The organism is Acidobacteriota bacterium (assembly GCA_016196035.1).
Taxonomy (GTDB): Bacteria; Acidobacteriota; Blastocatellia; order RBC074; family RBC074; genus JACPYM01.
This window is the reverse complement of record JACPYM010000057.1, coordinates 1-22,626: the sequence shown is the minus strand read 5'-3', so window position 1 is coordinate 22,626 and position 22,626 is coordinate 1. Positions and strand designations below refer to the sequence as shown.

The 22,626-nt window shown below is 59.0% G+C and carries 17 protein-coding genes; 7 read left to right on the top strand and 10 right to left on the bottom strand.

What is annotated here, in order from left to right:
* Positions 1-70: 70 nt before the first annotated feature.
* Complete coding sequence (locus HY011_16900) at positions 71-1,039, top strand: rRNA methyltransferase (GenBank protein ID MBI3424615.1); 969 nt, start codon at positions 71-73, stop codon at positions 1,037-1,039.
* Between the two features lie 171 nt (positions 1,040-1,210).
* On the opposite strand, the gene HY011_16895 is transcribed toward HY011_16900, so the two are convergent.
* The gene (locus tag HY011_16895; protein MBI3424614.1) at positions 1,211-1,963 is read right to left on the bottom strand and encodes a hypothetical protein; all 753 of its coding nucleotides are present in this window, start codon (positions 1,961-1,963) and stop codon (positions 1,211-1,213) included.
* 251 nt (positions 1,964-2,214) lie between these two features.
* Here HY011_16895 and HY011_16890 point away from each other — a divergent pair, with 251 nt between their 5' ends.
* On the top strand, positions 2,215-3,498 hold the full coding sequence (locus HY011_16890; GenBank protein ID MBI3424613.1) for a PDZ domain-containing protein: 1,284 nt from the start codon (positions 2,215-2,217) through the stop codon (positions 3,496-3,498).
* An 88-nt stretch (positions 3,499-3,586) separates the two neighbouring features.
* On the opposite strand, the gene HY011_16885 is transcribed toward HY011_16890, so the two are convergent.
* The 5 genes from HY011_16885 to HY011_16865 all read right to left on the bottom strand — a co-directional run bounded on the left by HY011_16885 (position 3,587) and on the right by HY011_16865 (position 9,593).
* A complete protein-coding gene (locus HY011_16885; GenBank protein MBI3424612.1) occupies positions 3,587-5,134 on the bottom strand; it encodes an acyl-CoA carboxylase subunit beta in 1,548 nt (515 codons plus the stop codon).
* A gap of 245 nt (positions 5,135-5,379) precedes the next feature.
* Positions 5,380-6,465: an aromatic ring-hydroxylating dioxygenase subunit alpha gene (locus tag HY011_16880; protein MBI3424611.1), complete on the bottom strand. Its 1,086-nt coding sequence runs from the start codon at positions 6,463-6,465 to the stop codon at positions 5,380-5,382.
* Between the two features lie 283 nt (positions 6,466-6,748).
* A complete protein-coding gene (locus HY011_16875) occupies positions 6,749-7,324 on the bottom strand; it encodes a hypothetical protein (protein MBI3424610.1) in 576 nt (191 codons plus the stop codon).
* A 669-nt stretch (positions 7,325-7,993) separates the two neighbouring features.
* A complete protein-coding gene (locus HY011_16870; GenBank protein MBI3424609.1) occupies positions 7,994-9,052 on the bottom strand; it encodes a hypothetical protein in 1,059 nt (352 codons plus the stop codon).
* Positions 9,053-9,101: 49 nt separating this feature from the next.
* A complete protein-coding gene (locus HY011_16865) occupies positions 9,102-9,593 on the bottom strand; it encodes a DinB family protein (protein ID MBI3424608.1) in 492 nt (163 codons plus the stop codon).
* 743 nt (positions 9,594-10,336) lie between these two features.
* Here HY011_16865 and HY011_16860 point away from each other — a divergent pair.
* The 4 genes from HY011_16860 to HY011_16845 all read left to right on the top strand — a co-directional run bounded on the left by HY011_16860 (position 10,337) and on the right by HY011_16845 (position 12,682).
* Positions 10,337-11,314 (top strand): ROK family protein, encoded by a 978-nt coding sequence (locus tag HY011_16860; GenBank protein MBI3424607.1) that lies wholly within the window; start codon positions 10,337-10,339, stop codon positions 11,312-11,314.
* 21 nt (positions 11,315-11,335) lie between these two features.
* Positions 11,336-12,073 (top strand): deoxyribose-phosphate aldolase, encoded by a 738-nt coding sequence (deoC, locus tag HY011_16855; GenBank protein MBI3424606.1) that lies wholly within the window; start codon positions 11,336-11,338, stop codon positions 12,071-12,073.
* A 4-nt stretch (positions 12,074-12,077) separates the two neighbouring features.
* Positions 12,078-12,251, top strand: a complete 174-nt coding sequence (locus HY011_16850) for a hypothetical protein (GenBank protein ID MBI3424605.1) — start codon at positions 12,078-12,080, stop codon at positions 12,249-12,251.
* Between the two features lie 200 nt (positions 12,252-12,451).
* Entirely contained in the window at positions 12,452-12,682 is a 231-nt protein-coding gene (locus tag HY011_16845; protein MBI3424604.1) for a DUF4926 domain-containing protein, read from the top strand.
* Between the two features lie 81 nt (positions 12,683-12,763).
* On the opposite strand, the gene HY011_16840 is transcribed toward HY011_16845, so the two are convergent.
* Positions 12,764-14,488, bottom strand: a complete 1,725-nt coding sequence (locus HY011_16840; protein MBI3424603.1) for a hypothetical protein — start codon at positions 14,486-14,488, stop codon at positions 12,764-12,766.
* A gap of 619 nt (positions 14,489-15,107) precedes the next feature.
* On the opposite strand from HY011_16840, the gene HY011_16835 reads away from it, so the two are divergent.
* Positions 15,108-18,401, top strand: a complete 3,294-nt coding sequence (locus HY011_16835) for a hypothetical protein (protein MBI3424602.1) — start codon at positions 15,108-15,110, stop codon at positions 18,399-18,401.
* Between the two features lie 20 nt (positions 18,402-18,421).
* On the opposite strand, the gene HY011_16830 is transcribed toward HY011_16835, so the two are convergent.
* From HY011_16830 to HY011_16820, 3 genes are all read right to left on the bottom strand, one after another.
* A complete protein-coding gene (locus HY011_16830) occupies positions 18,422-18,886 on the bottom strand; it encodes a DinB family protein (protein ID MBI3424601.1) in 465 nt (154 codons plus the stop codon).
* Between the two features lie 162 nt (positions 18,887-19,048).
* Positions 19,049-21,979: a YfhO family protein gene (locus HY011_16825; protein ID MBI3424600.1), complete on the bottom strand. Its 2,931-nt coding sequence runs from the start codon at positions 21,977-21,979 to the stop codon at positions 19,049-19,051.
* A gap of 469 nt (positions 21,980-22,448) precedes the next feature.
* On the bottom strand, positions 22,449-22,626 hold a 178-nt coding region (locus HY011_16820), incomplete at its 5' end, for a peptidase M23 (protein ID MBI3424599.1).

Here is a 22,626-nt window from a genome sequence, read left to right as displayed (position 1 = left end):
CTTTCGCTTTTTTGCGTTACCGTGGCGGGCGCTGCTGAACCTGCGAAATGCCACGGCTGCGAGTTGGATTATGCAACTACCGTCAAGCTTGCGTGCGGCGATTGAAATCGCTGCCGCACGCTGTTCAACCAAAGACTTAAACGATGCCGCGCGGGCGCTCTCGGCGCGTTACCGCGCGCCGCAAACTCTGCCGGAGCGGTTTATTAATACTGACGCGGAGCGGCTGGCTTATGCCGCCACGCGCATGCCCGCGACCTATGCCGCCGCGTGCAAAGTCTTCGGCGAGTTGCAGCGGTTGATCCCCGCCGCGTCTTTCGGCAGCCTTCTGGATTTAGGCGGCGGGACAGGCGCCGCAAGCTGGGCGGCGACCGAAACGTTCAGCGCGTTACAACAGTGTACGCTGCTCGAACAGGACAGCGGGATGATTCAACTGGGCAAGGAATTGGCGCACGCCTCTGAACAAGCAGCCTTACGCGCGGCAGCCTGGCAACGGGCGAATTTGCAACACCTCCGCGACTGGCCGCCGCATGACCTGGCTGTGTTTTCCTACGCCCTGAGTGAACTCGAACCTGAATTGGCGGCGCGACTGGTGCGCGCGGTTTGGCAAACGACGCAACAGGCTTTGGTCATTATCGAACCGGGTACCATGCGCGGTTTTGCCACTGTAAGTAGGTTGCGCGACCAGTTGATCGAGCTCGGCGGCCATCTCGTCGCGCCTTGCCCCCACGCGCGCGCCTGCCCCCTGCCCGAAACAGATTGGTGCCATTTTGCCGCGCGGGTCGAGCGCTCGGCCTTGCAACGCCGGCTGAAGGCGGGTTCGCTCGGATACGAAGATGAAAAATTCAGTTATGTAATCTTCGCCAAACAGGCGGTGCGCCCAGCCGCCGCGCGGGTGTTACGGCATCCGCAACGCCCGCCGGGCTTCACACGATTGCAGCTTTGTGCGCCGGAGGGACTGCAAGAAGTCGCTCTCACCAAGCGCGCTGAAATCACCTGGAAGCGTGCCCGGAAAATCGCCTGGGGCGACGCCTGGGAATGAGTCAGACTTTTCCGAAATAAATAGAAACCTTAGCGGAAAGCCCGGCGTCTAAAACTGTACTCACTGAGAAAAGCACCAGCCGGTGTTTCTTCAAAGGGGTATCCTCCTGTTGGCCGCTTCGGATGCGCACACCGAAGCGGCCCATTTTATTGAGCGTTGAGGCTTGCTGAGTTATTGAACGATGACCAGTCCCGCCATCTCGTGCCCGCCCTTTTCCCCGTGCAAGGAGCAGTAATAGGGAAAGCGCCCCGGCTTTTCATACCGATGCTCAAACCGTCCGCCCGCGTCCAGGATGTCAGATTCAAACGAACCGTCGTCCGCCACGATAGAATGATTGCCTTGTTCGTCAATCCATTCTACCGTCGTCCCGGCAGCGATCGTGACCTCTTTTGGTTCGAACTTGAAATTGCTGAGTCGTATGGTCGTGCGTTGGTCGTTGCCGGTCTGCGTTGTGGCCGCCACCGGTTTGGGAGCGGCGGCTTTGAGATACCATTGGTAATAGGTGCCCAGGCCAAACGCAATCACCAACCACCACAATCCCAGTGTCGCGCGCATCCAACGTTTGTAATTTTGAAACCGCCACGCGGCGGGCAGCAACTTTGTGCCTGCGACCAGGATCACATACAGGCCCATGAGTTCTGCCAGCAATCCCAATCCGGCGTGCAATGTCGTGATGAGGACATCGGGTTTGCCAAATCCCGCTCCTAACCGCGGCAGCGTCGAACGTTGAAAGGCCGGATACATCACTAGCGCAATCAGCGGCAGGTTGAGTAGCATAACTGCCGCCTGGCAAATCCCATGCGCGCGAAAGCGCTGCCGGCGCGCCAGCCACATTCCCAGCAGCAGCACCCCGCCCATTAAGAGTTGTAACACCAGATTTAGATCGGCACGCCAGGGCGCACCCGTACCTGGAAATTCGTTCATGTGGTTTCCTCCTGTAATCTAAAGCGTTGTCAGTGCACCTTGGCTTACGAGTGATTCCAATCGCCTGGATTTATGCGGCGGTGGCTGGAAATGCTTGAGATTTTAAGTGGTTAATTGTCTTTTGTGCAGGAAGCACTGCTTGCGCCGTTCTTTTCACGTGATGTATGATCCGGCCACGTTTGCAAGCGTGCATTCGTGACGAATCGCAATGACCAACAGCCTGAACGGCTGTCCTCTTTAAGGAGAAGTAGATGTCCATTCGCAGCAAGTTGACGCTGATTTCGCTTTCCGCCTTTATCGCTCTGTATTCGATTGTGGGCGGCATGCTTTCCAGCTCGAACAATCCGCTAGTGCGTGCGATTGCCGAAACCGGCCCTTATCCGCAACTGCGCATCTTTGAAGAGGTCATTAGCAAGATCAATAGCGATTACGTAGAGAAACCTGATCTCGACAAAGTGCGCGTCGGCGCGCTGCGCGGCTTGACCGACGGCCTTGATCCATACAGCGCTTATCTGTTGCCCGCCCAAGTCAAAGACTATCAAGCGGGCAAACACAACACCGATGTCACAGGCATAGTCATTGGTCAGTATTCGGGTTTTGCGTATGTGATTACTGTCGTGCCGAATTCGCCGGCTGAAAAAGCGGGCATCCGCGTCGGCGACGTGATCGAATACATTGACGGCCACGCGACCCGCGACCTGGATTTGTACGACGTGAAAACCTTGCTTGCAGGGCAGGCGGGCACCAGCGTCGAACTGTCGCTCATCAATCGCAAGACGGACAAGCTCAAACTCACGCGCGCCGCCGTGCCCAACGCGCCGATTGAAGACCGCACGCTTGAAGCGCAAGTCGGCTATGTCAAAGTGCCCATCCTGCACAAAGGGCAAGCCGAAGCCGTGGCCGCCGCCGTCAAGGATGTCATCAAGAAAGGCGCGAAAAGCATTTTGCTCGACCTGCGCGGTTCCGCCGGGGGCGACTTGAGCGAAGGCGTGGCTGTCGCTGATTACTTCATCAAATCCGGCACGCTTGCCAAAACCATTGGACGTAAAGAAGCGGTGTTGGCGACCTACGAAGCCAAAGCCGACAACGATCTGACCGATCTGCCCGTCGCGGCCATCGTGGATCGCACGACAGCGGGCGCGGCTGAAGTCGTGGCAGCGGCCTTGATGGAAAGTCAGCGCGGCGATGTCGTCGGCGAGCGCACGCTTTTTGGAATGGGATCTGAGCAGAAGCTGTTCCCGTTGGATGATGGTTCGGCGTTCTTGCTGACGGTAGCGCGGCATGCTTCGCCCAACGGCAAGATTTTCATGACCGAAGGCGTGACGCCGAATGTCGAGGTGAAGCGCGCCGATCTGGCCGATGTCAATCCCGACGACACTGAGAACGATACGAAAAAACAAGCGCCCGCTCCGCCTGCTCCGGGTGGCACAGCACAGCCGCCGAATATCGTGGCGCCCAAATCCGGCGATGACATCATGCTCAAAAAAGCGATTGAAGTATTGACGACTGGGAAGGCGAAGAAACGCGCCGCTTAAAGCCGCACCAAGTACCCGACAAAAGGGGTGGAGCAGGTTGATTACCTGCTCCACCCCTTTTGTCATCGTCAGAGCCGCTGGCTCCAAATCACAACGGGATGTTGCCGTGTTTGCGCGGCGGATTGGTGTCGCGTTTGTTGGCAAGCAGCTTCAAGGCGCGAATCAGTTTTTGCCGCGTCTGTTTTGGTTCGATCACTTCGTCAATAAAGCCGCGCTCCGCCGCCACATAAGGCGAGGCGAATTTGTCCTGATACTCTTCGATCTTTTCCTGGCGCGCCGCCGCCGGGTCTTCCGCCCCAGCTAACTCGCGGCGATAGAGAATGCCAACCGCGCCTTCCGCGCCCATCACGGCGATCTCGGCTGATGGATAAGCAAAGTTGATGTCGGTGCGAATGTGTTTTGACCCCATCACGCAATAGGCGCCGCCGTAGGCCTTGCGCGTCACGACGGTGATCTTCGGCACCGTCGCTTCGGCGTAGGCGTAGAGCAGTTTCGCGCCGTGCCGGATGATGCCGCCGTGTTCCTGATTGACGCCCGGCAGGAAGCCTGGCACGTCCTCAAAGGTGATGATCGGAATGTTGAAGCAATCGCAGAAGCGCACGAAGCGCGCGCCTTTGACGCTCGCGTCAATGTCGAGCACGCCCGCCAGGAAGCTCGGTTGATTCGCCACGAGGCCCACCGGCTGGCCGTTCAGCCGCGCAAAGCCGATCACAATGTTGCGCGCGAAATGTTCTTGAATCTCGAAGAAGTAACCATTGTCTACGACCTTGTTGATGACCTGGCGAATGTCATAAGGCTTGTTCGATTCAAGCGGCACGACCGTGTTCAACGCTTCATCCGCTCGGTCAATTGGATCGCCACAGGCGATGCGCGGCGGGTCATCCATGTTGTTTGACGGGATGAAGGAGAACAGTTCGCGAATGACGCGCAAACAGTCTTCTTCATTCTCAGTCGCGAAATGGGCTACGCCACTGGTTGCGTTGTGCGTCATCGCACCGCCGAGTTCTTCTTTCGTCACGTCTTCGTGCGTGACGGTTTTGATGACATCGGGGCCGGTGATGAACATATAACTGGTGTCTTTGACCATCACGGTGAAATCGGTGATCGCGGGCGAATAGACCGCGCCGCCCGCGCACGGCCCCATAATCGCCGAAATTTGTGGAATCACGCCCGACGCCAGCGTGTTGCGCAAGAAGATGTCGGCATACCCGCCGAGCGAGGCCACGCCTTCCTGAATGCGCGCGCCGCCCGAATCGTTCAAGCCAATCACGGGCGCGCCGACTTTCATCGCCAGGTCCATAATCTTGCAGACCTTCTGCGCATTCGTTTCCGACAGCGAGCCGCCAAAGACGGTAAAATCCTGGGCGAAGACAAAGACCTCGCGCCCGTCAATCAAGCCGTGGCCGGTGATGAAACCGTCGCCGGGAAAGAGTTGTTCCTGCATGCCGAAATCAAGGCAACGATGCGCCACGAACTTGTCGAACTCTTCAAAGCTGCCGTCATCCAGCAGGAATTCGACGCGCTCACGCGCCGTCATTTTTCCTTCGGCGTGCTGGCGTTTGATGCGTTCCGGGCCGCCGCCAACCTCAGCGGCCTTGTTCTTGTCTTGTAAGAGTTGGAGTTTGTTTTCGATCATTCGGTAACCTGGTTGTCTTTGCTGTAAAAAGGCGCAAAAGAGGGTTTGGGTAGTTTTGAAAGAAGCAGTGGTTACAACCTCTCTACCCGACCCCTGATTCCTGGCTTCTGATTCCTGATAAGTGAAACTCAGCCGTTATTTTCCGACGATCAGGAATCAGAAGTCAGGAATCAGGAATCAGGAATCAGGCAACTCGGCTTCTGTCATGCCTGGACTCCCTTTGCGTCTTCTGCGCCTTTTTGTGGCTATCCCTTCATAAATTCGTACCACAGCGAATGAAAATGATGGAGTCCGTTCTCGCGTTTGACCGAATAACGCCCGCGCTCATACGACATCGAACGCAGGCCCTTCTGCACCAACTCACAAGCGCGGATGTCTTCGGCTTGCACTTCGTCGCTCAATTCAACCGTGCGGTGAATTCGTTCGGCCATCCCCGGCGCGTCCGGTTCGTGAAAGAACCACTCGAAAATCGTTAAGGTTCGTTCGTGCCCCAGCGGCAAGATCAGATTCACTGACAGGTTGTCGGGATAAATATTGAGCATCAGATTGGGAAAGACCCAGAAGTACAGCGCTTCGGCCTGCGCTGCTGTTGGCTGATAACGCCGTTGCGGATCATTGCCGGTTTTGAGCGGCGCGTCTTGCCGCGAATAAAAGCGGTTGGTGAGCGTGCGATAGCGTTGAAAATCCAATTCGCGCATCAGCGACGGATGGACGATAGGCACGTGGTAGCCCTCGACATAGTTATCAACATAAACCTTCCAATTGCATTCGATCACGTAATCGCGCCGCTCGACGAGTTGCATCTTGCCGGCGTGCAGATGGCGCGTTTGGGACGGAATGTCTGTCAGCCAATCGCTCAGGCTGTAAGGCGCGGCGGCGTCCAGCTTAACGAAGATGAATTGCTCCCAGGTTTCGAGTTGCAAGGACGCCAGCCCGAAAGCGTGGCGGTCAAAATTCTCTACACCTTGAAAATCCGGCGTGCCAACCAGTTTGCCGGTTAGCTCATACGTCCAGCCGTGATACGGACAGCGGAACTGTTCGCAGTGTCCCGCGCCCGCCGCCAGGAGGCTCGCGCGATGGCGGCACACGTTATGAAAGCCGCGCAGCGTGCCCTGGCGATCCCGCACGATCAGCACTGGCTCGCCCGCCGCTTCGGTCGTGAAGTAGCTGCCGGGCTGCGCGACCTGCTCCAAGCGTCCGGCCAGTTGCCAGGTGCGACGGAAGATTTGTTTGGTTTCTTGTTCGAGATAGGCCGGGTCGGTGTAACAACGCGCAGGCAATGTTTCAGCCTGCTCGACTCGTTCTGCCAGCGTGAAGTCGAGTAAGTGCATGGGATGTTTTAGTTTCGTTTGCAATCGTTGCTGCGCACGCAAATCCTGAGTTACGGATGTGTTGGTGAAAGCAGCGCCATTCTAGCCAGCCACTGGCAAAGTGAGCAAATGATGTTTGTGGGATGCCAGGTCAGTACCGCAATTGGCAGGAAGCAAGTCCGCCAAGGTAATGGTGCTGTTCTCTAAATACGCAGAGGCCAGCAACAGGTCTCGATCTGTGGCTGGCCTCTGCGTATTTAGACTTATCGAATGCCAGTAAGGTGTCGCTGCCAAGCCATAACGCTTACTGTGAATGATGCTTTTTCTTCTTGCCCTTTTTGTCTTTCTTGCCGCTCTTACTTTTCGTTTCTTGCTCGGTGCTGGTGTCCTTTTGGGAATGATCCCCGTTGATCGTACCGTGGGCCGCAATTTCTTTCTTCACGTTCTCAAAAACGCCTGCGCTTGGGTAATGGCCGCTGTCAGCATCTATGTACGTAATTCGCCCCTCTTGAATCGTGATATTGCCTGCGCCCGCGACTGGGCCACCGGCAAAGATGCTGGAGTGGCGAATCTCTGGGTGCGTGAACTCATCAAACAGATAGAAGTTCCCGGCGGCATCCATCACGTAGTTGTTTTGATTTTTGTGTTTGCTGCGGGTGGTGATCAACGTATTCCCGCTGTGGTCGTAAACGAGACCCTCCCGCATCACCACGCGCCGTTCTTCGCGTTGCCGGGCGTCCAGGTAGATCACGCCTTGCGATTTGTCCTGATGAAGTTTGCTTCTGTGCATTTCAACCGTAGGGTATTTGTCGCCTTGTTGTGTGGCCTGTGCCTGATTGGTTCGGCTTTGCGCCAAGGGTGTCTTGGCCGGAACCGGCAAGGATAAGGTCAAGCTGGCGAAGAGAATGAGAATGGACATGCAATGTTTCTGTTGTTTCATGTGTTACCTCGACTGGGTGAATTAGATCAGTTTTCAATTGCGTAGCTAGCAAAAGTGCGCTGTGCCGGAACGTCAGAGTTGACCGGGCGCGGCGCTTAGATTTCACCTTCAACTCAATCCGTGGCAATCAAGCGCTTCGCCGTTTGAAGGTTAGTCCGGCTGCCGTAACTAGCGCGACCACAAATGCCGGGACTGCCGTTATCACCGGCCATGCCAAGAGCGCGAAGGCGAGCAGTCGCTTGTTACTTGAGCCCACTCGGTAGCCATGAACGTTCGCGTTGACTGCCAAAGCAAAAGCGCCCAATGCCACGGCTATGGCGACGTGCGCCGCTGTTGTTAGGGGCGAGTTACGCAAGCGAAAGTACTCGTAACCTATATGAAGTGCGAACGCGATGGCGGAGGCCAGGAAGCCCAAGCGATTCCAGGTAACACGCATCGAATGGGACGCAGACCAACTCGCGAATGTCGCAAAGGCGACGCCGAAGACAAAGTACACGGCACCTAAGAGTGCCGCCATTCGCAACCATCTTTGCCGACCAGATTCAGCCATATGTAGCCTTACTGACACGTTCACTGGGCCGCGCCTGAAGCAATTGTGGCGTCCAGCGATTACTGCGGATCACCCACATCGTAAGCATCACTGACGCGCAGTCTCACGCGAAAGCTGCCGATGTTGTTTTGCCAATGCGCGTTGTCGTTCACGGCAAGGTAAAGGCGGCCCTCACCCAAGCCCGTCTTGTCCAAGTGACGCCCCACGCTGAAGCGCGGCCCCGTGGCACCGACCTTGCCCACCAGCGCTCCAAAGGGAAAGCCATCCACCAGGTTCGTCTTGTAGTTCGGCCCCGGCACTTTCAGTCCATCCGGATCGGAGGCCCAGCCATCAATGGCGAAAGAAAGCCGCACATACCCGGCGGCGGTCGCTTCGACGCGCGATTGAGGGCCAAGCACTACGCCAGTATCAAGAAACTCGATCTGGGTGCAATGGCGCAGCGCCTGCACCTCAAAGGTTTTCTCGATCACGCCCTGCCGCACCGCTAGCGCACGAATCAAGGCGAGGGGAAGCTTCATCACAGTCCTGCCGGGCGGTTGGAACGTGAGCGATTCCATGCCCACCCGTTCGCGCAGGGCGTCCCCATTTTTCAGCCGGATGAGGTCGAGGGAGCGGTCAGCCGCGTCAGCATAGCCGGGCATCAAGCGACCGAAGAGGCGGTAAAGCGCATCAGGCTCGCGCAGGTCACGATCCTTGTAGGCGTTGAGCACAGGCGTGAGCGCGGGCAACCCGATGTCGGTCAACTCCGCCACCGCAGTATCACGCGCTACGCGGTCAGCGCCCTGCACGGCGGCGAGAGCGGCAGTGATTCGCTCAGTTTCGCGCGGGCTTGCCTCCGCCGCCAGGTTGATGGAAAGCAATGTCTCCACATCCAGAGAGCGGGGCGAGTTTCCGTTCAGCGTGAAGTTGCCTGCGGAGAGGCTCCCTTCCAACACCTGGCCGGCGCGTGTGAGCAGGCGAACCGTGCGGCTGCCCTTCGCCTGTTGGACATGGACGGCTCTTGTGGCGACCAAAGCGCAGACGAGCGCTATAAGCAAAAAGGTGCGGGTTGGGTTAGGAGTGACGAGATACCGCAGCATGGGAGTCTTCCTGATTTCTACTGGATTGGTCTTGCTCATGAGTAGTTCTCTTTGGATTGTGGGATGGCCGTTAGGCCGCTCCACTGACCTAGTCGCTCATCTGCATTCCGTCGGACGCTAGCGCCTTCTTCAAGAGCGCGATCTGGCCCGCATGATAGAGATTGTGCTGTGTTACGCCAATGAACTGCGTATAGGCAGTGTAAGGAGCCTCGGCGACCAGGGGCTGATCCAGCCGCTCTGCCGGAAAGCTGCTGACTGCCAGTTTGAGCTCTTCGTTGAGTCGTTTCAGCACGCGGATGGCTTCACGCCAGTTTTCGGCGCTGGGCGTTGGCACAGCGGGCCAATCCTCAGCCTCTGTCATTTGCCTGCCGTCTCCGCCGAGCCGCCGCAATACCAAGCCATACGTGCCGCCTAGATGCAGCACCAACTCCCAGATACTGTGCGCGCCGGCGAGCGGATGCGCGGCGGCTTGCTCCGCCGAGACGCCTGTCAGGGTTTCGAGCACGGACAGGCCATGCCAGGTCTCACCTTCAAGCGCCCGTCTCAACTGCTCTTCCAGCCTGCTTAGCTCAGCTTGCACATTTCACTCCTCTTCTGCCGGCCTACCTCATACGTTAGGCGCAGCTCGTTGCGCAGCCATGCATCAAGGCCTCTCCTCAGCCAGGTACTCGAGCATTTGCGAGTAGAGCGGGGTCAGGCTTTCGATCTCGCAGGAGTTCCCCCTCAGCACATAGGTTGTATCAAAGTCCTCGTAACTACAGGCCCGCCACAGTCGGCCGCTTGCGTCTATGACTAGCGAATGTCCTACGCCGCCACGGAAGATCTGCGAGCCATCCGTCCCCGTGTAGACCCCACAGGTCCAGGGCCGTTGGGGATAATGCGCGGCCACAAACGCTTCAATCTCGCGCGCGAATCGCTCGAAGATCCCTGCCCGTTTTGCTGTTGGGGCCTTGAGCGTATCTGTAATTGCTCGGCGTAGCATCTCGTCAGCGGGCGAATAGAGTACGCCGGACTGAAGCGGCTCAAGCTGAACCCCTGGAGATAGGGCAGTCCGTTGATTTTCTTCTTGCTGTTTTGCCATCAACGTACAAGTTATCTGCGCCTATTCACTTACGAGTGTTGAGCAGCGCCACATCCTCAAATGCTGATTGCTGTGGGGCTGAAATTCGATGAACGGCGCGCAGTGTAGGCCAGCACCTGTGCGCAGGCAAGAGTGGCAAGGCTAGCCGTAGGTTTTTCCCGCTCAGCTTCGCAGATTTCCGGCCTCGTGCTAACATCCGCCCGCTGGTCTAACAATCTCGCAGAAACAACTTCTCAAAACACATGACACCGAAAACTTTGTTTATTGGCATTGATCTCGGCGGCACCAATATCAAAGCCGCTCTCGTCAACACCGACAGCGGCGACATCAGCGGGCTGACCGCGACGCCCACGCACGCGCAGGAAGGCCACGACGCCGTGATCGTGCGCATGGCCGAACTCGCGCACACGGTCATCAGCGCTACGGGCCAACAGAAAGACGACATTGGCGGCATCGGCCTGGGCATTCCGGGTCTGCTCGATCTGGAACACGGGCTGACGCTCTTTCTGCCCAATCTGCCGGGGCAATGGCGTAGCGTGCCGGTGCGCGCTGAACTCGCGCAGGCCAGCGGTTTGCCAGTCGCCATCATTAACGATGCACGTGCGGCGACGCTGGGCGAATGGAAGTTCGGCGCGGGCCGTGGCGTCGAGAGTTGCGCACTGTATACGCTGGGCACAGGCATCGGCGGCGGCTTGGTTATTAACGGCGAATTGTATCTGGGCATCGGCGGCGCGGCGGGCGAATTGGGCCACGTCAGCGTGGATTTCAACGGCCCGCGTTGCAATTGCGGCTCGCGTGGTTGCATCGAAGCCTTCGCCTCTGGCCCGGCCATGTCGGCGGCGGGGATGCGCGCCGTGGTGCAAGGGGCGACGACGAAGATCACGGAACTATGCGCTGGCGATCTGAATCTGATCACGCCCGAATTGATTTATCAGGCCGCGCTGGCGGGTGACGAGGTGGCGCGCGAAATTTATGAGTTTGCGGGCAAGGCCATCGGCTATGGCATCGCCAATGTCGTGATGGCGCTCACGCCGCGCCGCGTCCTGATTGGCGGGGGCGTGGCGGCGGCGGGTGATTTGATCCTTGAACCCATTCGCCGCACCGTGCGCGACCGCGTGCGCGTGGCCGACAAAGACGCCATCGAGATTTTACCGGCGACCTTGGGCAACAACGCCGGGTTGATGGGCGCGGCGGTGTGGGCGCGCCAGAATGTAGGTTGAACAATTGCAGAGAACCAAACTATGCGCCTAAACAGTCAGACCATCACCCTCGCACAATTCGCCAAAACCATTGACCACTCGCTGCTGCAACCGCAATTGACCGGAGCCGAAGTGCTGGCTGGCTGTGCATTGGCCGCGCAATACGACGTGGCTTCGGTGTGCGTGAAGCCGTATCACGTCACGCTGGCGGCGGAGGCGCTGGCCGCTTCTGATGTGCTGGTCAGCACGGTTGTCGGCTTCCCGCACGGTAGCTCGACACGCGAAACCAAATTGGCCGAAGCACGGCAGGCGTTGCAGGAAGGCGCGCTCGAACTCGATATGGTCATCAACTATGGCGCGCTACGTTCGGGCCAACTTGATTACGTACAAGCCGAAGTGCAGAGCGTCTGCGATTTGGCGCACGCACAGCGCGCCAAGGTCAAAGTGATTTTTGAGAACGCCTATTTGACCGACGACCAAAAAATCGCGGCCTGTCAGTTATGCGATGAAGCCGGCGCGGATTGGGTGAAGACTTCGACCGGCTTTGCCTCGACCGGCGCGACGGTGGCCGACATTCAATTGATGCGCGCCCACGTCAGCGCGCGCGTGCAAGTCAAAGCCGCACACGGCGTGCGCACACTGGCTGCCGCGCTGGAAATGATTGATGCCGGGGTGACGCGCATCGGTGCCACAGCCACGGCGGCGCTGTGCGACGATTTCAAACGCTGGCGCGCGGGCGAATTGCAACTCGAACGCGCCGCTCCGGCAGGCGGTTATTGATGCAATGAAATTGCCTGACGCTGAAAACGCCGTGGTTGAGCTGGCCAAACTGCGGGACTACAGCCTCAACCTGTCGCATGAACGCGGCGGCCACAAGGCGCGGGTCTTTCAAGCGGCACTTGGGCAAGCGGCACTTGGGCAAGCGGCACTTGGGTTGACAGCGACCCATGCCGAATGACTGAGAGCGCAACTGTTGCAGGCCGTTCGCAGTGATGAAGCAGACGAGATTGAGCCGTCCGTCTTTGGTCGAAGATTCGTCTTGGATTATCAACTGGCGCATGGTGGCAAGACGGCGTTGATCAGAACGGCCTGAATCATCGAGTATGGTAAAACGTTTCCACGGTTGACCAGTTGTTATGTGATTTGAAAGGAAATTTGATGGAACAGATTCAAGTCAATGATTTGGTGGCCTTGCTCGTTGATTTACCGAGTCAGCACATCAGGCGCGGTGAGGTGGGTACTGTATTGGAGGTGTTTGCGGCCACTGCGTATCACCCTGCCGGCTACCTCGTCGAGTTTTTAGATGAGGCAACGGGTGAGTGGAAAGAGGTGGATGTGACCGAAGATTCCCAACTCATCAAATTGCATCTGAAACAAAAAGCGGCCTGAGTGCAGTCACGACAACCAAGTTGAAATTTCCCAGCGAGAAAATTGGTCAGGGGGGCATTTCGCAACTTACGCAACAGTGGCTCATTTGAAACTCACCCTGACGGTATTCGCCATTTGCCCATCCACCTGCAACACGACATCCACTTCACCACGCCCGGCCAGTGCGCGCGGCAAACGCAGATTCATTTGATCCAGACCTGGCGAACCTTGTGCGCCCGCGAAAAGCGCTTCGACGCGTTGGCCGCCCAGGGTGACGCTGATCTGGCCGAGATCGCTGCGATTGCGCCAGCCGGTGCCAAAGAGCAGCAGGAAGACCTGGTCATCCGCATTGCCCAGCTCAATTGGCGCGGCGACGAAGCGTTTGGTGCTGTCATCGTAACGCGCGGCGGGTTCGTAAACTTGCTGGCCGTCCGGCTTGATGCGCAAGGCTAGCGCCGCCGCTACGCCCTGACCATTGGCGTTGGCGGCAAAGAGGCCCGGCGCGACGCGGTTGACATTGATGACGCCCAGGCTGACTTCGCCCGCATCGTTCTGGGCGATGAGCGTGGCCGCGCCCGTGGCAGTCTCGGCGGGTAAGAGGAAATTGATTTGCCCCGGCGAGACAAAAAACAATGGCGCGAACCGTTCGACGCAAGCGCTATCGCGCACCTTGAGCGCCGTGCCGTTCAACGCGACAGGCGGGCTGGCGCTGCTATTCGCCGCCGTCGCAGCCGACAGCAATTTGCCGAAGGCGGAGCCGATGGAGGCGGGCGCGAGCGGCGCTTTGAAACTGGCGGCAGAAAGCGCGGTCAGGTCATGAATGGTTTGATCGTAGGGAAAGAGAAATGATGACGAGGCGCGCGTGATCGTCACGCAATCACCCGCCAGCGCCTCTTTGACCGGCTGGCCGTTGGGCCATACGCCCATGAAACGTTGTTGCGCGCTGCCGTTGCCAAGCGCGACGTCTTTGCCCGCTGCTGCGCCATTGAACGCATAATCGGCGAGCGCATCAAACAGCCGCCAGATGCCGTAATAATCCAGCGCGTTCGGCGTCTGGCCCGACGGTGTGCCGTGCGCGGCGTCGAGCGTCACGCCTTGCTGTTGATCGCTGCGCAAGAGCACAAAATCCTTTTCGCTGGCGGGCAGGTCGGTGCGTTCAAAGACTTCTTTGGCAATGCGATGATCATTGACAGTATCGGCGTCATAGACCTGCACCAGCAATTTGGCGTGCGATGGGAAGTCGAGCAACTGTTTGGTCGTGATCTCATACACGTACCAGGGTGCCATTGCGAACAGGAACACCCCGCGGCTGCCCCAGCCTTTGCCCACGGCTCCGCGTTGCAACATCGCAAACGAAGCGCCGCCGCCGAACGAATGCCCGATAAACGCCACCCGCGTCAGATCAAAAAACATCCCGTAACGCCGCACGGCCTCTTCATATCCGGCAAAGATCGTGTCGTAGCGTTTCTCATACACGCTGCCATCGCCCGCAATGATTTGAAAGGGCGAGAAGACGACGGCGTAACCACGGCTGACGATGTGATTGATCAGCGGGCGATAGCTGGCCGGGTCGGTCACGCTGAAACCGGGTGCAAAGAAAATCACCGGCGCCAACGAGCTTCTTTCCGCTGGAAGAAAGACGTGCACGTTCTCGGCAGGGAAGAGAGGGCTGGCAAAGCGTTCATCCAGCACCGTGAATGTGCCTTCAGCGCCGTAGCCTGTGGCGATGGGGGGAATGGTGTTCTGCGCGAACGTGATGGGTAGGAACGTAAGAATGAACGCGGCGAACTGAATGAGCGGCGCGGTGAGTGATGCGTTGGTCTTCATGCCGATTTTGTACTACGCGGTGCGCGCCCCTGACAACGCCAAGTGTGCAGATTTTCGAATGGCTTAAATCGGTTTTCACATCAGTGTATGGGAAAAGCCGCGCAACGGGACGGTACCGCGCGCGTGAGCAAGCGGCACGTCAAGCTTGCGCCCTTGGCCGAATCGCACAGGCTCCGCTTGCTCACGCGCGCGGTACCGTCCCGGCACAACGCGCTCCCGTAAACGCAATTGCAAACCGATCCAATTGGCAAAACAGGATTGTGTCGTTAAGCTGGTGCTGTTCCAATCTGTGGTGTTGCGGCGCTCCCGCCAGACGATGACCTGCGAGGTGGCGTCGTCTCTGGCAAAACTTCCCCTTGTGATAAACCAATCTGTAGCAGGCGGCCGGGCAAAAAACTGCTTGAAGCAGAAGCACGCGACTGCCGGTAGCGTAGCGCAACCTGCCGAGGTTGCGCGCTTTGTGAGCTACGACGATGGCGTTGGTATACTCCCCAGGTCGAAGTAGCGTCAGCCGCGCAACCTCGGCAGATTGCGCTACGTTGATGACGGTTGATGACAATGAGCTATAGCTATTAAACCAAGGTTTCTGAAACGTGTCGCGACATCAACAAACAAACTTATGAAATTCATCTCGCATTTTTGGCCGCTTGTATTGCTAGGGCTGTGTTACGGCCTTGCTTGGAACGCCCCCGCGCTCAGCAATCGTAGGCAATCGGCAACGCCGCTCTGGCAACCGCTGACACGCGCGGAGCGGCTGGCGCGTGGTGTGGCGGGCGACGCGCCCGTTTGGCAGTTGAATGCGGCAGCGTTGCAGCAACTGCTGGCCAGCACGCCGTTGGAATTCAAGGGCGCGCCAAACGGCAGTCAGACGATTCTGCCCTTGCCCTTGCCGGACGGCGGCCTGGCGCATTTCAAAATCGAAGAGTCGCCCTTGCTGGAACCCGCCCTGGCCGCGCAATTTCCGGCAATCAAAAGTTATCGCGGGCAGGCGCTGGATGTGCCGGGATTGACGATGCGCGCGGCCTGGTCGCCTGCGGGCTTGCACGCGACGTTGCTGGTGGGCGGCGCAGTGACAACCTTGTTCCCGGCTCCGCAAGACCCCACGCTTTATTTCAGCCAAACCGGCGCGGCGGAAGTGGGAAGCGCTGCCTGCCTGGCGCAAGAGGCAGGCTTGTCCGTCGTTGCCGCTGAGACGCCGGATAGTGCTATCGGCGAACAGTTGCGCACCTATCGCATCGCCATTGCCGCGACCTGGGAATACGCCAACGCCTTTGGCAACGGCACGAACGCGGGCACACTGGCTTCGATCAACATCTGGCTCAACGGACTCGATGCGATTTATGAACGCGATTTGTCGGTGCGGCTGACGTTGGCGAGCGGCACGAATGTGCTGTTCACAACCGAGCGCGGTTTCAATGCGGGGAACGATCCGTTCGAGAATGCCAATGTGCTGGCGATGATGGAGCAATTGCGGCCCGTCTTGCGCGATCAAGTGGGCGTGAACAATTACGACCTGGGGCACGTGCTGGGGGCCAGCACCGGGTTCAACAATCAAGGCTCGGCGGGCTTTGGCGTGGTTTGCGACAACAAGCAGTTTAATCCGCTGACGGGCACGTCTGACCTGCAAGGGCCGAATAAAGGCCGTGGGGCGACCACGCTGGGCGTCAGTTACCCGGTGGGTGATAGCCGGCCCTTGGGCATCTGGGCGCACGAAGTCGGCCATCAATTTGGCGCGCATCATTCCTACAACACTGCCAACGGTTTTTGCGGCAGCCAGCGCAACAGTTCGACGGCTTACGAACCGGGTGGCGGCACGACGCTCATGGCCTACATCGGCGTTTGCGATACCGACAACGTCACGCTCACCCGCGATATGCGCTTTCACAACGGCAGCGTGCGCGAAATTCTGGCGTATCTCAATACCGCTGCTTGCGGCACGATAATCGCCACCGCCAATCGCGCGCCGACGGTCAATGGCGGCCCGGATTTCACCATCCCTAAACAGACGCCGTTCACCTTGACAGCCACGGGCACCGACGCCGACGCGGGCGATGTCGCCAACCTAACTTACTCCTGGGATCAGGTGGATGCGGGCGAAACCGCCTTCGTCAATCCGCCTTATGGCGATCAGGCAAGCGATCCGCCCACGACCACGCGCCCGCTCTTTCGCAGCTTCGCCGCCACAGCCAATCCAGCGCGTACCTTTCCGAGCCTGACCTATATTTTGAACAACGCCAACACGCCGCCCGCGACGCTCAATGGCTTGCAGACGGCGGAGGCGTTGCCACGTGTGCCGCGCATGCTCAACTTCCGCGTAACCGTTTACGACCAACGCGGCGGCGTCAATGAAGACGCGGTCAAATTGACGGTGGATAACTCCGGCCCCTTCGCCGTGACCCTGCCCAATACAGCCGTCAATTGGACGGGCGGCAATGTGCAAACCGTGACCTGGAATGTCAACGGCACGCAAACGCTGGCGAGCAATGTGCGGCTGCTGCTTTCGACCGATGGCGGCCAGAGCTTCCCGACCGTGCTGCTGGCGAATACGGTGAACAACGGCAGCGCCGCGATCATCGTGCCCAATAATGTGCAGACGACGCAGGCGCGCTTGAAGGTCGAAGCGCTGGGCAATATCTTCTTCGATATTTCCGACGCTAACTTCACGATCACGCCGGGCGTGAGTTGTCCTAGCGTCAACAGCTTCACTCCGGCAGGCGTCGTCGGCGCACCGGTCACGCTGAACGGCGCGAATTTCACGGGCGTGACGGCGCTACGTTTTAGCAATGATGTCGCGGCGCAATTCAGCGTGGTGAGCGCCACGCAAATTGATACCCGCGTGCCAGCGGGCGCGGTCAGTGGGCCGCTCACGCTGAGCAAAGCCGGTTGCAACAACGTGCAAACCACCAGCTTCATCGTGCAGCCTTGCACCTTTACACGCAGCCCCAGCGCGCAAGGCTTTACCGCTGCGGGCGGTACGGGCAGCGTGTTTGTCGAAGCCGCCACGCCTTGTAATTGGACGGCAACGAGTAACGCCGCGTGGCTGACCTTGACGGCGGGCGCAACCGGTGTGGGCACCGGCACGGTGAATTACACCGTCGCCGCCAATGCCGGAGCCACGCGCACGGGTACGCTGACCGTCGCGGGGCAAACTTTCACGGTGACCCAACTCGCAACGCAAGCCACGCTGGTGAATGTTTCCGCCGCCAGTTTTCTCGGCGGGGAACTCGCGCCGGAAAGCATCGCCAGCGCGTTTGGCACGGCGCTCTCCACCGCGACGCAATCCGCCCCGAGTTTGCCGTTGCCGACCACACTGGCGGGCACGCAGGTCAAAGTGCGCGACAGCGCAGGCGTCGAACGGTTGGCGCCGCTGTTTTTTGTTTCGGCCAGCCAGCTCAATTATCAAATCCCGGCAGGCAGTGCGCCCGGCGTAGCCCTGGTCACGGTCAGCAATGCCAGCGGCGCACTCAGTCGCGGCGACGTCATTCTCGCCACGGTTGCGCCGGACTTTTTTTCAGCCAATGCCAATGGCCGCGACGTGCCGGCGGGCGTAGCGGTGCGCGCGCGCGGCACGCTGCAACAATTCGAACCGCTGGTGCGCCTAGACCCGGCGACCAATCGCTACGTGACGCTGCCGCTTGATCTGGGGCCAACGACCGATGTGGTGGTGGCGGTGTTATTCGGCACGGGTTGGCGGTTGCGCCAGCGGCAGGATGACGTAGAGGTGACGCTGAGTGGCGGTACGCTGCCACCGGTCAATGCGACGGTGTCTTTCGCGAGCGCCGCGCCGGGCTTGGTCGGATTGGATCAACTCAACATCACGCTGCCGCGCGCGCTGGCCGGGCGCGGCGTGGTGGATGTCGTGTTGAACGTGGAAGGGAAGACGGCCAATCCGATCAGGCTCAACATCAAATGAGGCAGCGCTGCCGAACCAAATCAGGTGAGCGCCTTTTTGAGCAGCGCAATTTGCCCCGCGTGATAAAGCGTGTGCTGCAACGCGCCGTGCAATTCAAAGTAAAGCGGATGTGTTTTGCCCGGTGCTAGTTCCTGCAATTGGGCTTCGTCGAGTTGCTGAATGGTCGCGCGCAACTGCCGATTGGTCTCGTCCAGTTGCTGCAAGGCCGCTTGCCAGGCGCTGTCGCCGGTGTCAGTCACGGGCGGGAAATTTATTTCATCGGGCACGTCGCTGATGGTTTCGCCTAGCGCGCGACGGTTGACGATGGCTTCCCAGGCGCGGATGTGATTGACCAGTTCCCAGATGCTGTGCGCGTCGGGCAGCAAATGTTGCGCCGCTTGTGTAGCCGTCACGCCGTCCAGCAATTCGCGCAACGAAGGGCCGTGCCAGGCGCCACCCTGATGCGCCGCTTTGAGTTGAATGTTGATGCGATGTGTTTCAGTCATACTTGTTGCCTTTCAGAAAAGTGCTAGTCGGTAGCAGCGTGCAACACTTCCGCCGCCCAGCAATTGGGAAACCTGTGCCGCATTCTTCATTCTCTATTCTCCATTCGTAAGCAGTGAAACTCACGTTCTGCCTAAGAAAGTAGAATGGAGAATGTGATCTGGTCAATTCGTTTTGCGGCGCGCCCGCCAAACCAGCCCCAGCAAAAGTCCAAGCGTCAGCACGGAAATGCCCAGGCCGCTGAGCGCCGCCGGTGCGGTGTAACGCATCTCCACTCGATGCTGGCCTGCCGGTAAGACGATTCCGCGCAGCAAATAATCGGTCGCGTAAATTGCCGTCGGCTGTCCGTCCAGCCGCGCCGTCCAGCCGGGATAATGCGCTTCACTGACGACCAGCACGGCGGGTCTGTCCGCGTTGGTTTCAATGACCACATGATTGGGTTGATAGCTGACGTAACGCGCGCTGGCCGTGTCGGCCAATTGGTTATTTGCGGCGGGCAGCAACTCTTTCGGCAAACCCGCTGCGGCAGTTTCAATGAGCGCGGTCTGGCGCGGATTGAAAGGCTGCGCGCTTTCACCGCGAATGCGTTTGAGCGCCTCTTCAGCGCTGACGGCTGCGGCTTGCGGCGTCAACCAGAGGCGCGGCAGCGCGCGGCTGTTTTCGTAAATCTGCGTTTGGTCTTGATCGTAGACCTTGCGCCAATGCCCCGGCAGGCGTGCAAACACCGAAACCAGTTGGCGAGGTTGTGTGCTGTAAAGACCCGTGCGCCAGACGATCAGCGGCGCGCGTTGGGTTTTGCTTTGCAAGACCATGCGCTCAATCACGCCCGGCTGCGCCAAGCGGAAATTCGTCCAGTAATGATAAGCCAGGAACGAACTCGCCGCGTCGCCGACTGATTGATCGAAGACTTTGGGCAGGTTGTGCCGGATGTGCGCTTTGACATCGGGCCGCTCGTGCGCCCATTCGGCGGTGTCCACGCCGGCTTTCAATTCGTAATCGAATTGGCGCCCGTCGGTCGTGTGCACGGTCAATTGCGCGACGGGTTCGCCCTGCGGGATGTCGCCGGCATCGGCCAGCGTCGTGACTATAGAAACGCCTTCGGCGGCGAAGTCGGAGCCGCTGAGCGTGAGCGCGCGGCCTGGCTGCAATTGAATCTGGCTGTCGTTGACCGGAAAGAGCACGCCTTCTTTTTCAAAAAACTCGGTGTTGAACGAACTGAAATCCGCGACCAAGCGCACGTTGAGCAAATCCAGCACCTGCCAGGCGGGCTGCAAAATCTGGGGATCGAGCGGCGCGTTGATCGTCGGCGTATTGAACAACATCCCGCTGCCAAAGGCGTCGGCGTAGCGTTTCGGCAACAGCGGTTCGTAGCCCGCCGCATTGTGCAGCCCGCGCACCATCGAAATGTTGTGCGGTTCGGCGACCGGCAGCTTCAGATTGAAATAGGTCGAGGTCGAAGTGAAGACGCGATTTTGCGTCGGCTCGTATTGCTGCATGAACTTGGTCGAAGGCGCGGGCGTGGCGAAATACGCCGCATCCGGCAGGAAGGGGAAACACCAATGCGCGACCAACACTTGCTGCTCCCAAAAACAAGCGCTGAAAATCACCGTCAGCAGAACGACGCGCGCGTGCCGCCAACGCATCTTTGTCCAGGCCCACCAGACCAGCGCGCACCAACCCGCCAGTAAACTCAATTTGAACGCCAGCCACGTCTGTTCACGAAAGTAGAACGGATGATTGCCCGGCGTCATCACGGGCACGGCTTGGCGCATTGACCAGAGGGCGAAGGCCGTGACTGCGGCCAGCGCGAGATAGCCGAGCCAATCCGCCGATACGGAACCGCGCGCGTCAGCAAGCGGTTGGCCGGACGCTGCACCCTTGGATATTCCTGCCAAGTGCCGCTTGCTCACGCGCGCGGTACTGTACCAGCTTCGCACCGCGTCCCAGCCGAACGCCGCCAACATAGACAGCCCCAACGTGAATTCAAACGCGTGCCGCCACGGAATGCGGAATAGATTGACCAGCGGCAAACGATAAATCCAGCGATAGACCGGCGTGCCGTCGCCTTGCATCAACAGAAAGCCCGCGACCGACAATCCCAGCCAAAACCAGCCCGGCCACGGCAAGCGCCAACGTTGCGGCAACACGCGCAAACCCGCAAACAACGCTGCGACGATGCAAACGCCTGCGAGGCCCGGTACGTATGCCGTCGTTTCGAAATTGAAGTAATAGAGCGGCGTGAGAAACGAATGCCAGATGCTGCTGGCGGTGAATGACCCTGTGCTGAAGGTTTCGTAATTCAATGCGCTGCGAATGCTGCGGCGTTGCGCGCGCATCGTCTCCAAAATCTGAAAGGCCGCCAGCCCCGCCGCGAACAAAATGCCGAAACCCGCGACGAACAAAGGCCGCCAGCGTTCCAGCGAAAAGAAGCGTGCTGCTGTGCGTTCCTTGGTCAAGCTCAGGCAAAAGCCATACGCGCCCGCGATGATGCCGGAGTAAAGAAAGCCCTGGCCCAAACCGGTCAGAATGGCCAACGCATAAACCAGCGCCGCCAGCGCCAGCGCGTGCGCGAACTGCCAGACGCGCGAACGTTCGATGGCCAGCAAAAACAGCGGCAGCCACATCACCGCATTGGTGAACATGCCGTTGTGCGACAAGCCGCCCGCCATCATCCCGCCGTAACCAAAACTCAAGCCGCCCAGCAATCCCGCCATCCGGCTGCACCCGACGGCGCGCAAATAGGCATAGGCAAAGAGCGGCGAAAACAGAAACGGCAGCAGTACATAAATCTCTTCGGCCAGATAGCCGGGCAGAAACAAATAGCTCCACGTGCCCGGATAGCCGAGGCCCAGTTGCGCCATCGAGAGCAAGGGATAGCCCGACAAAATCAACGGCGTCCACAACGGCAACTGTCCGTGCCGGATCATGTCCCAGGCCACCGTGCGCAGCGGGTACGAATAGATCAACGAATCGCCGCCGACCAGGTAACGCCCGGTAAATAAGATTGGCGCAAAGAAAGCGGCGAAAAAGAGCGCGATGAAAAGAAATGGTTTGCAATCGAGCCGGCGCAGGCCGCCGGCAAAACGCCTGAGCATTCAAGGTCTCCTTCAGGAAAAGGCAAAATCGGGAGGTTTGCTAAGCATGCGGTTAGACCCTCCCTCGAAGTGCAAGGCAGTCTAAATCAGAGCAACCAAGTTTGGAACACAGCTAGGAAATGCAGCACTGGTGTCCGGGCGTTTAGAGTTCGAGCTTTAGCTTGTCCGGGTGCGCCGCGGGCGCGTGGATTCCAGCGCACTCGGACAAGCTAGAGCGGTTTGCAATGGCGTTTACGGGAGTCAGTTGACGCTGGGACAGTACCGCGCGCGTGAGCAAGCGGTGCGTCAAGCTTGCCCCCTTGGCTGCACTACCACCGTGCCGCTTGCTCACGCGCGCGGTACTGTCCCGCTGATCGAATCACCCCGCAAAAAAAGCAGGAAGACGGAGGTGGTGTTCCGTCTTCCTGCTTTGGCAGTTTGGTTCAGTTTTAGCCGGTTTGTCCGGCCAGTTCAGGCAATTCCGTTTGGATCAATGATTGCCAGGCCCCGCCGTGTCGCCCGTTTGCCCTTGCGTCTGGGCCAGCACACTGCCATCCAGGCTGCACTGCACATACCAGGTCTGATCGCTTGCGCGCCAGACCGTGAGGTCGGCTTTGCCGTCGCCGTCGTAATCGCCCGGCGCGGCTTGATCGTAGTAGGGCGCGGCG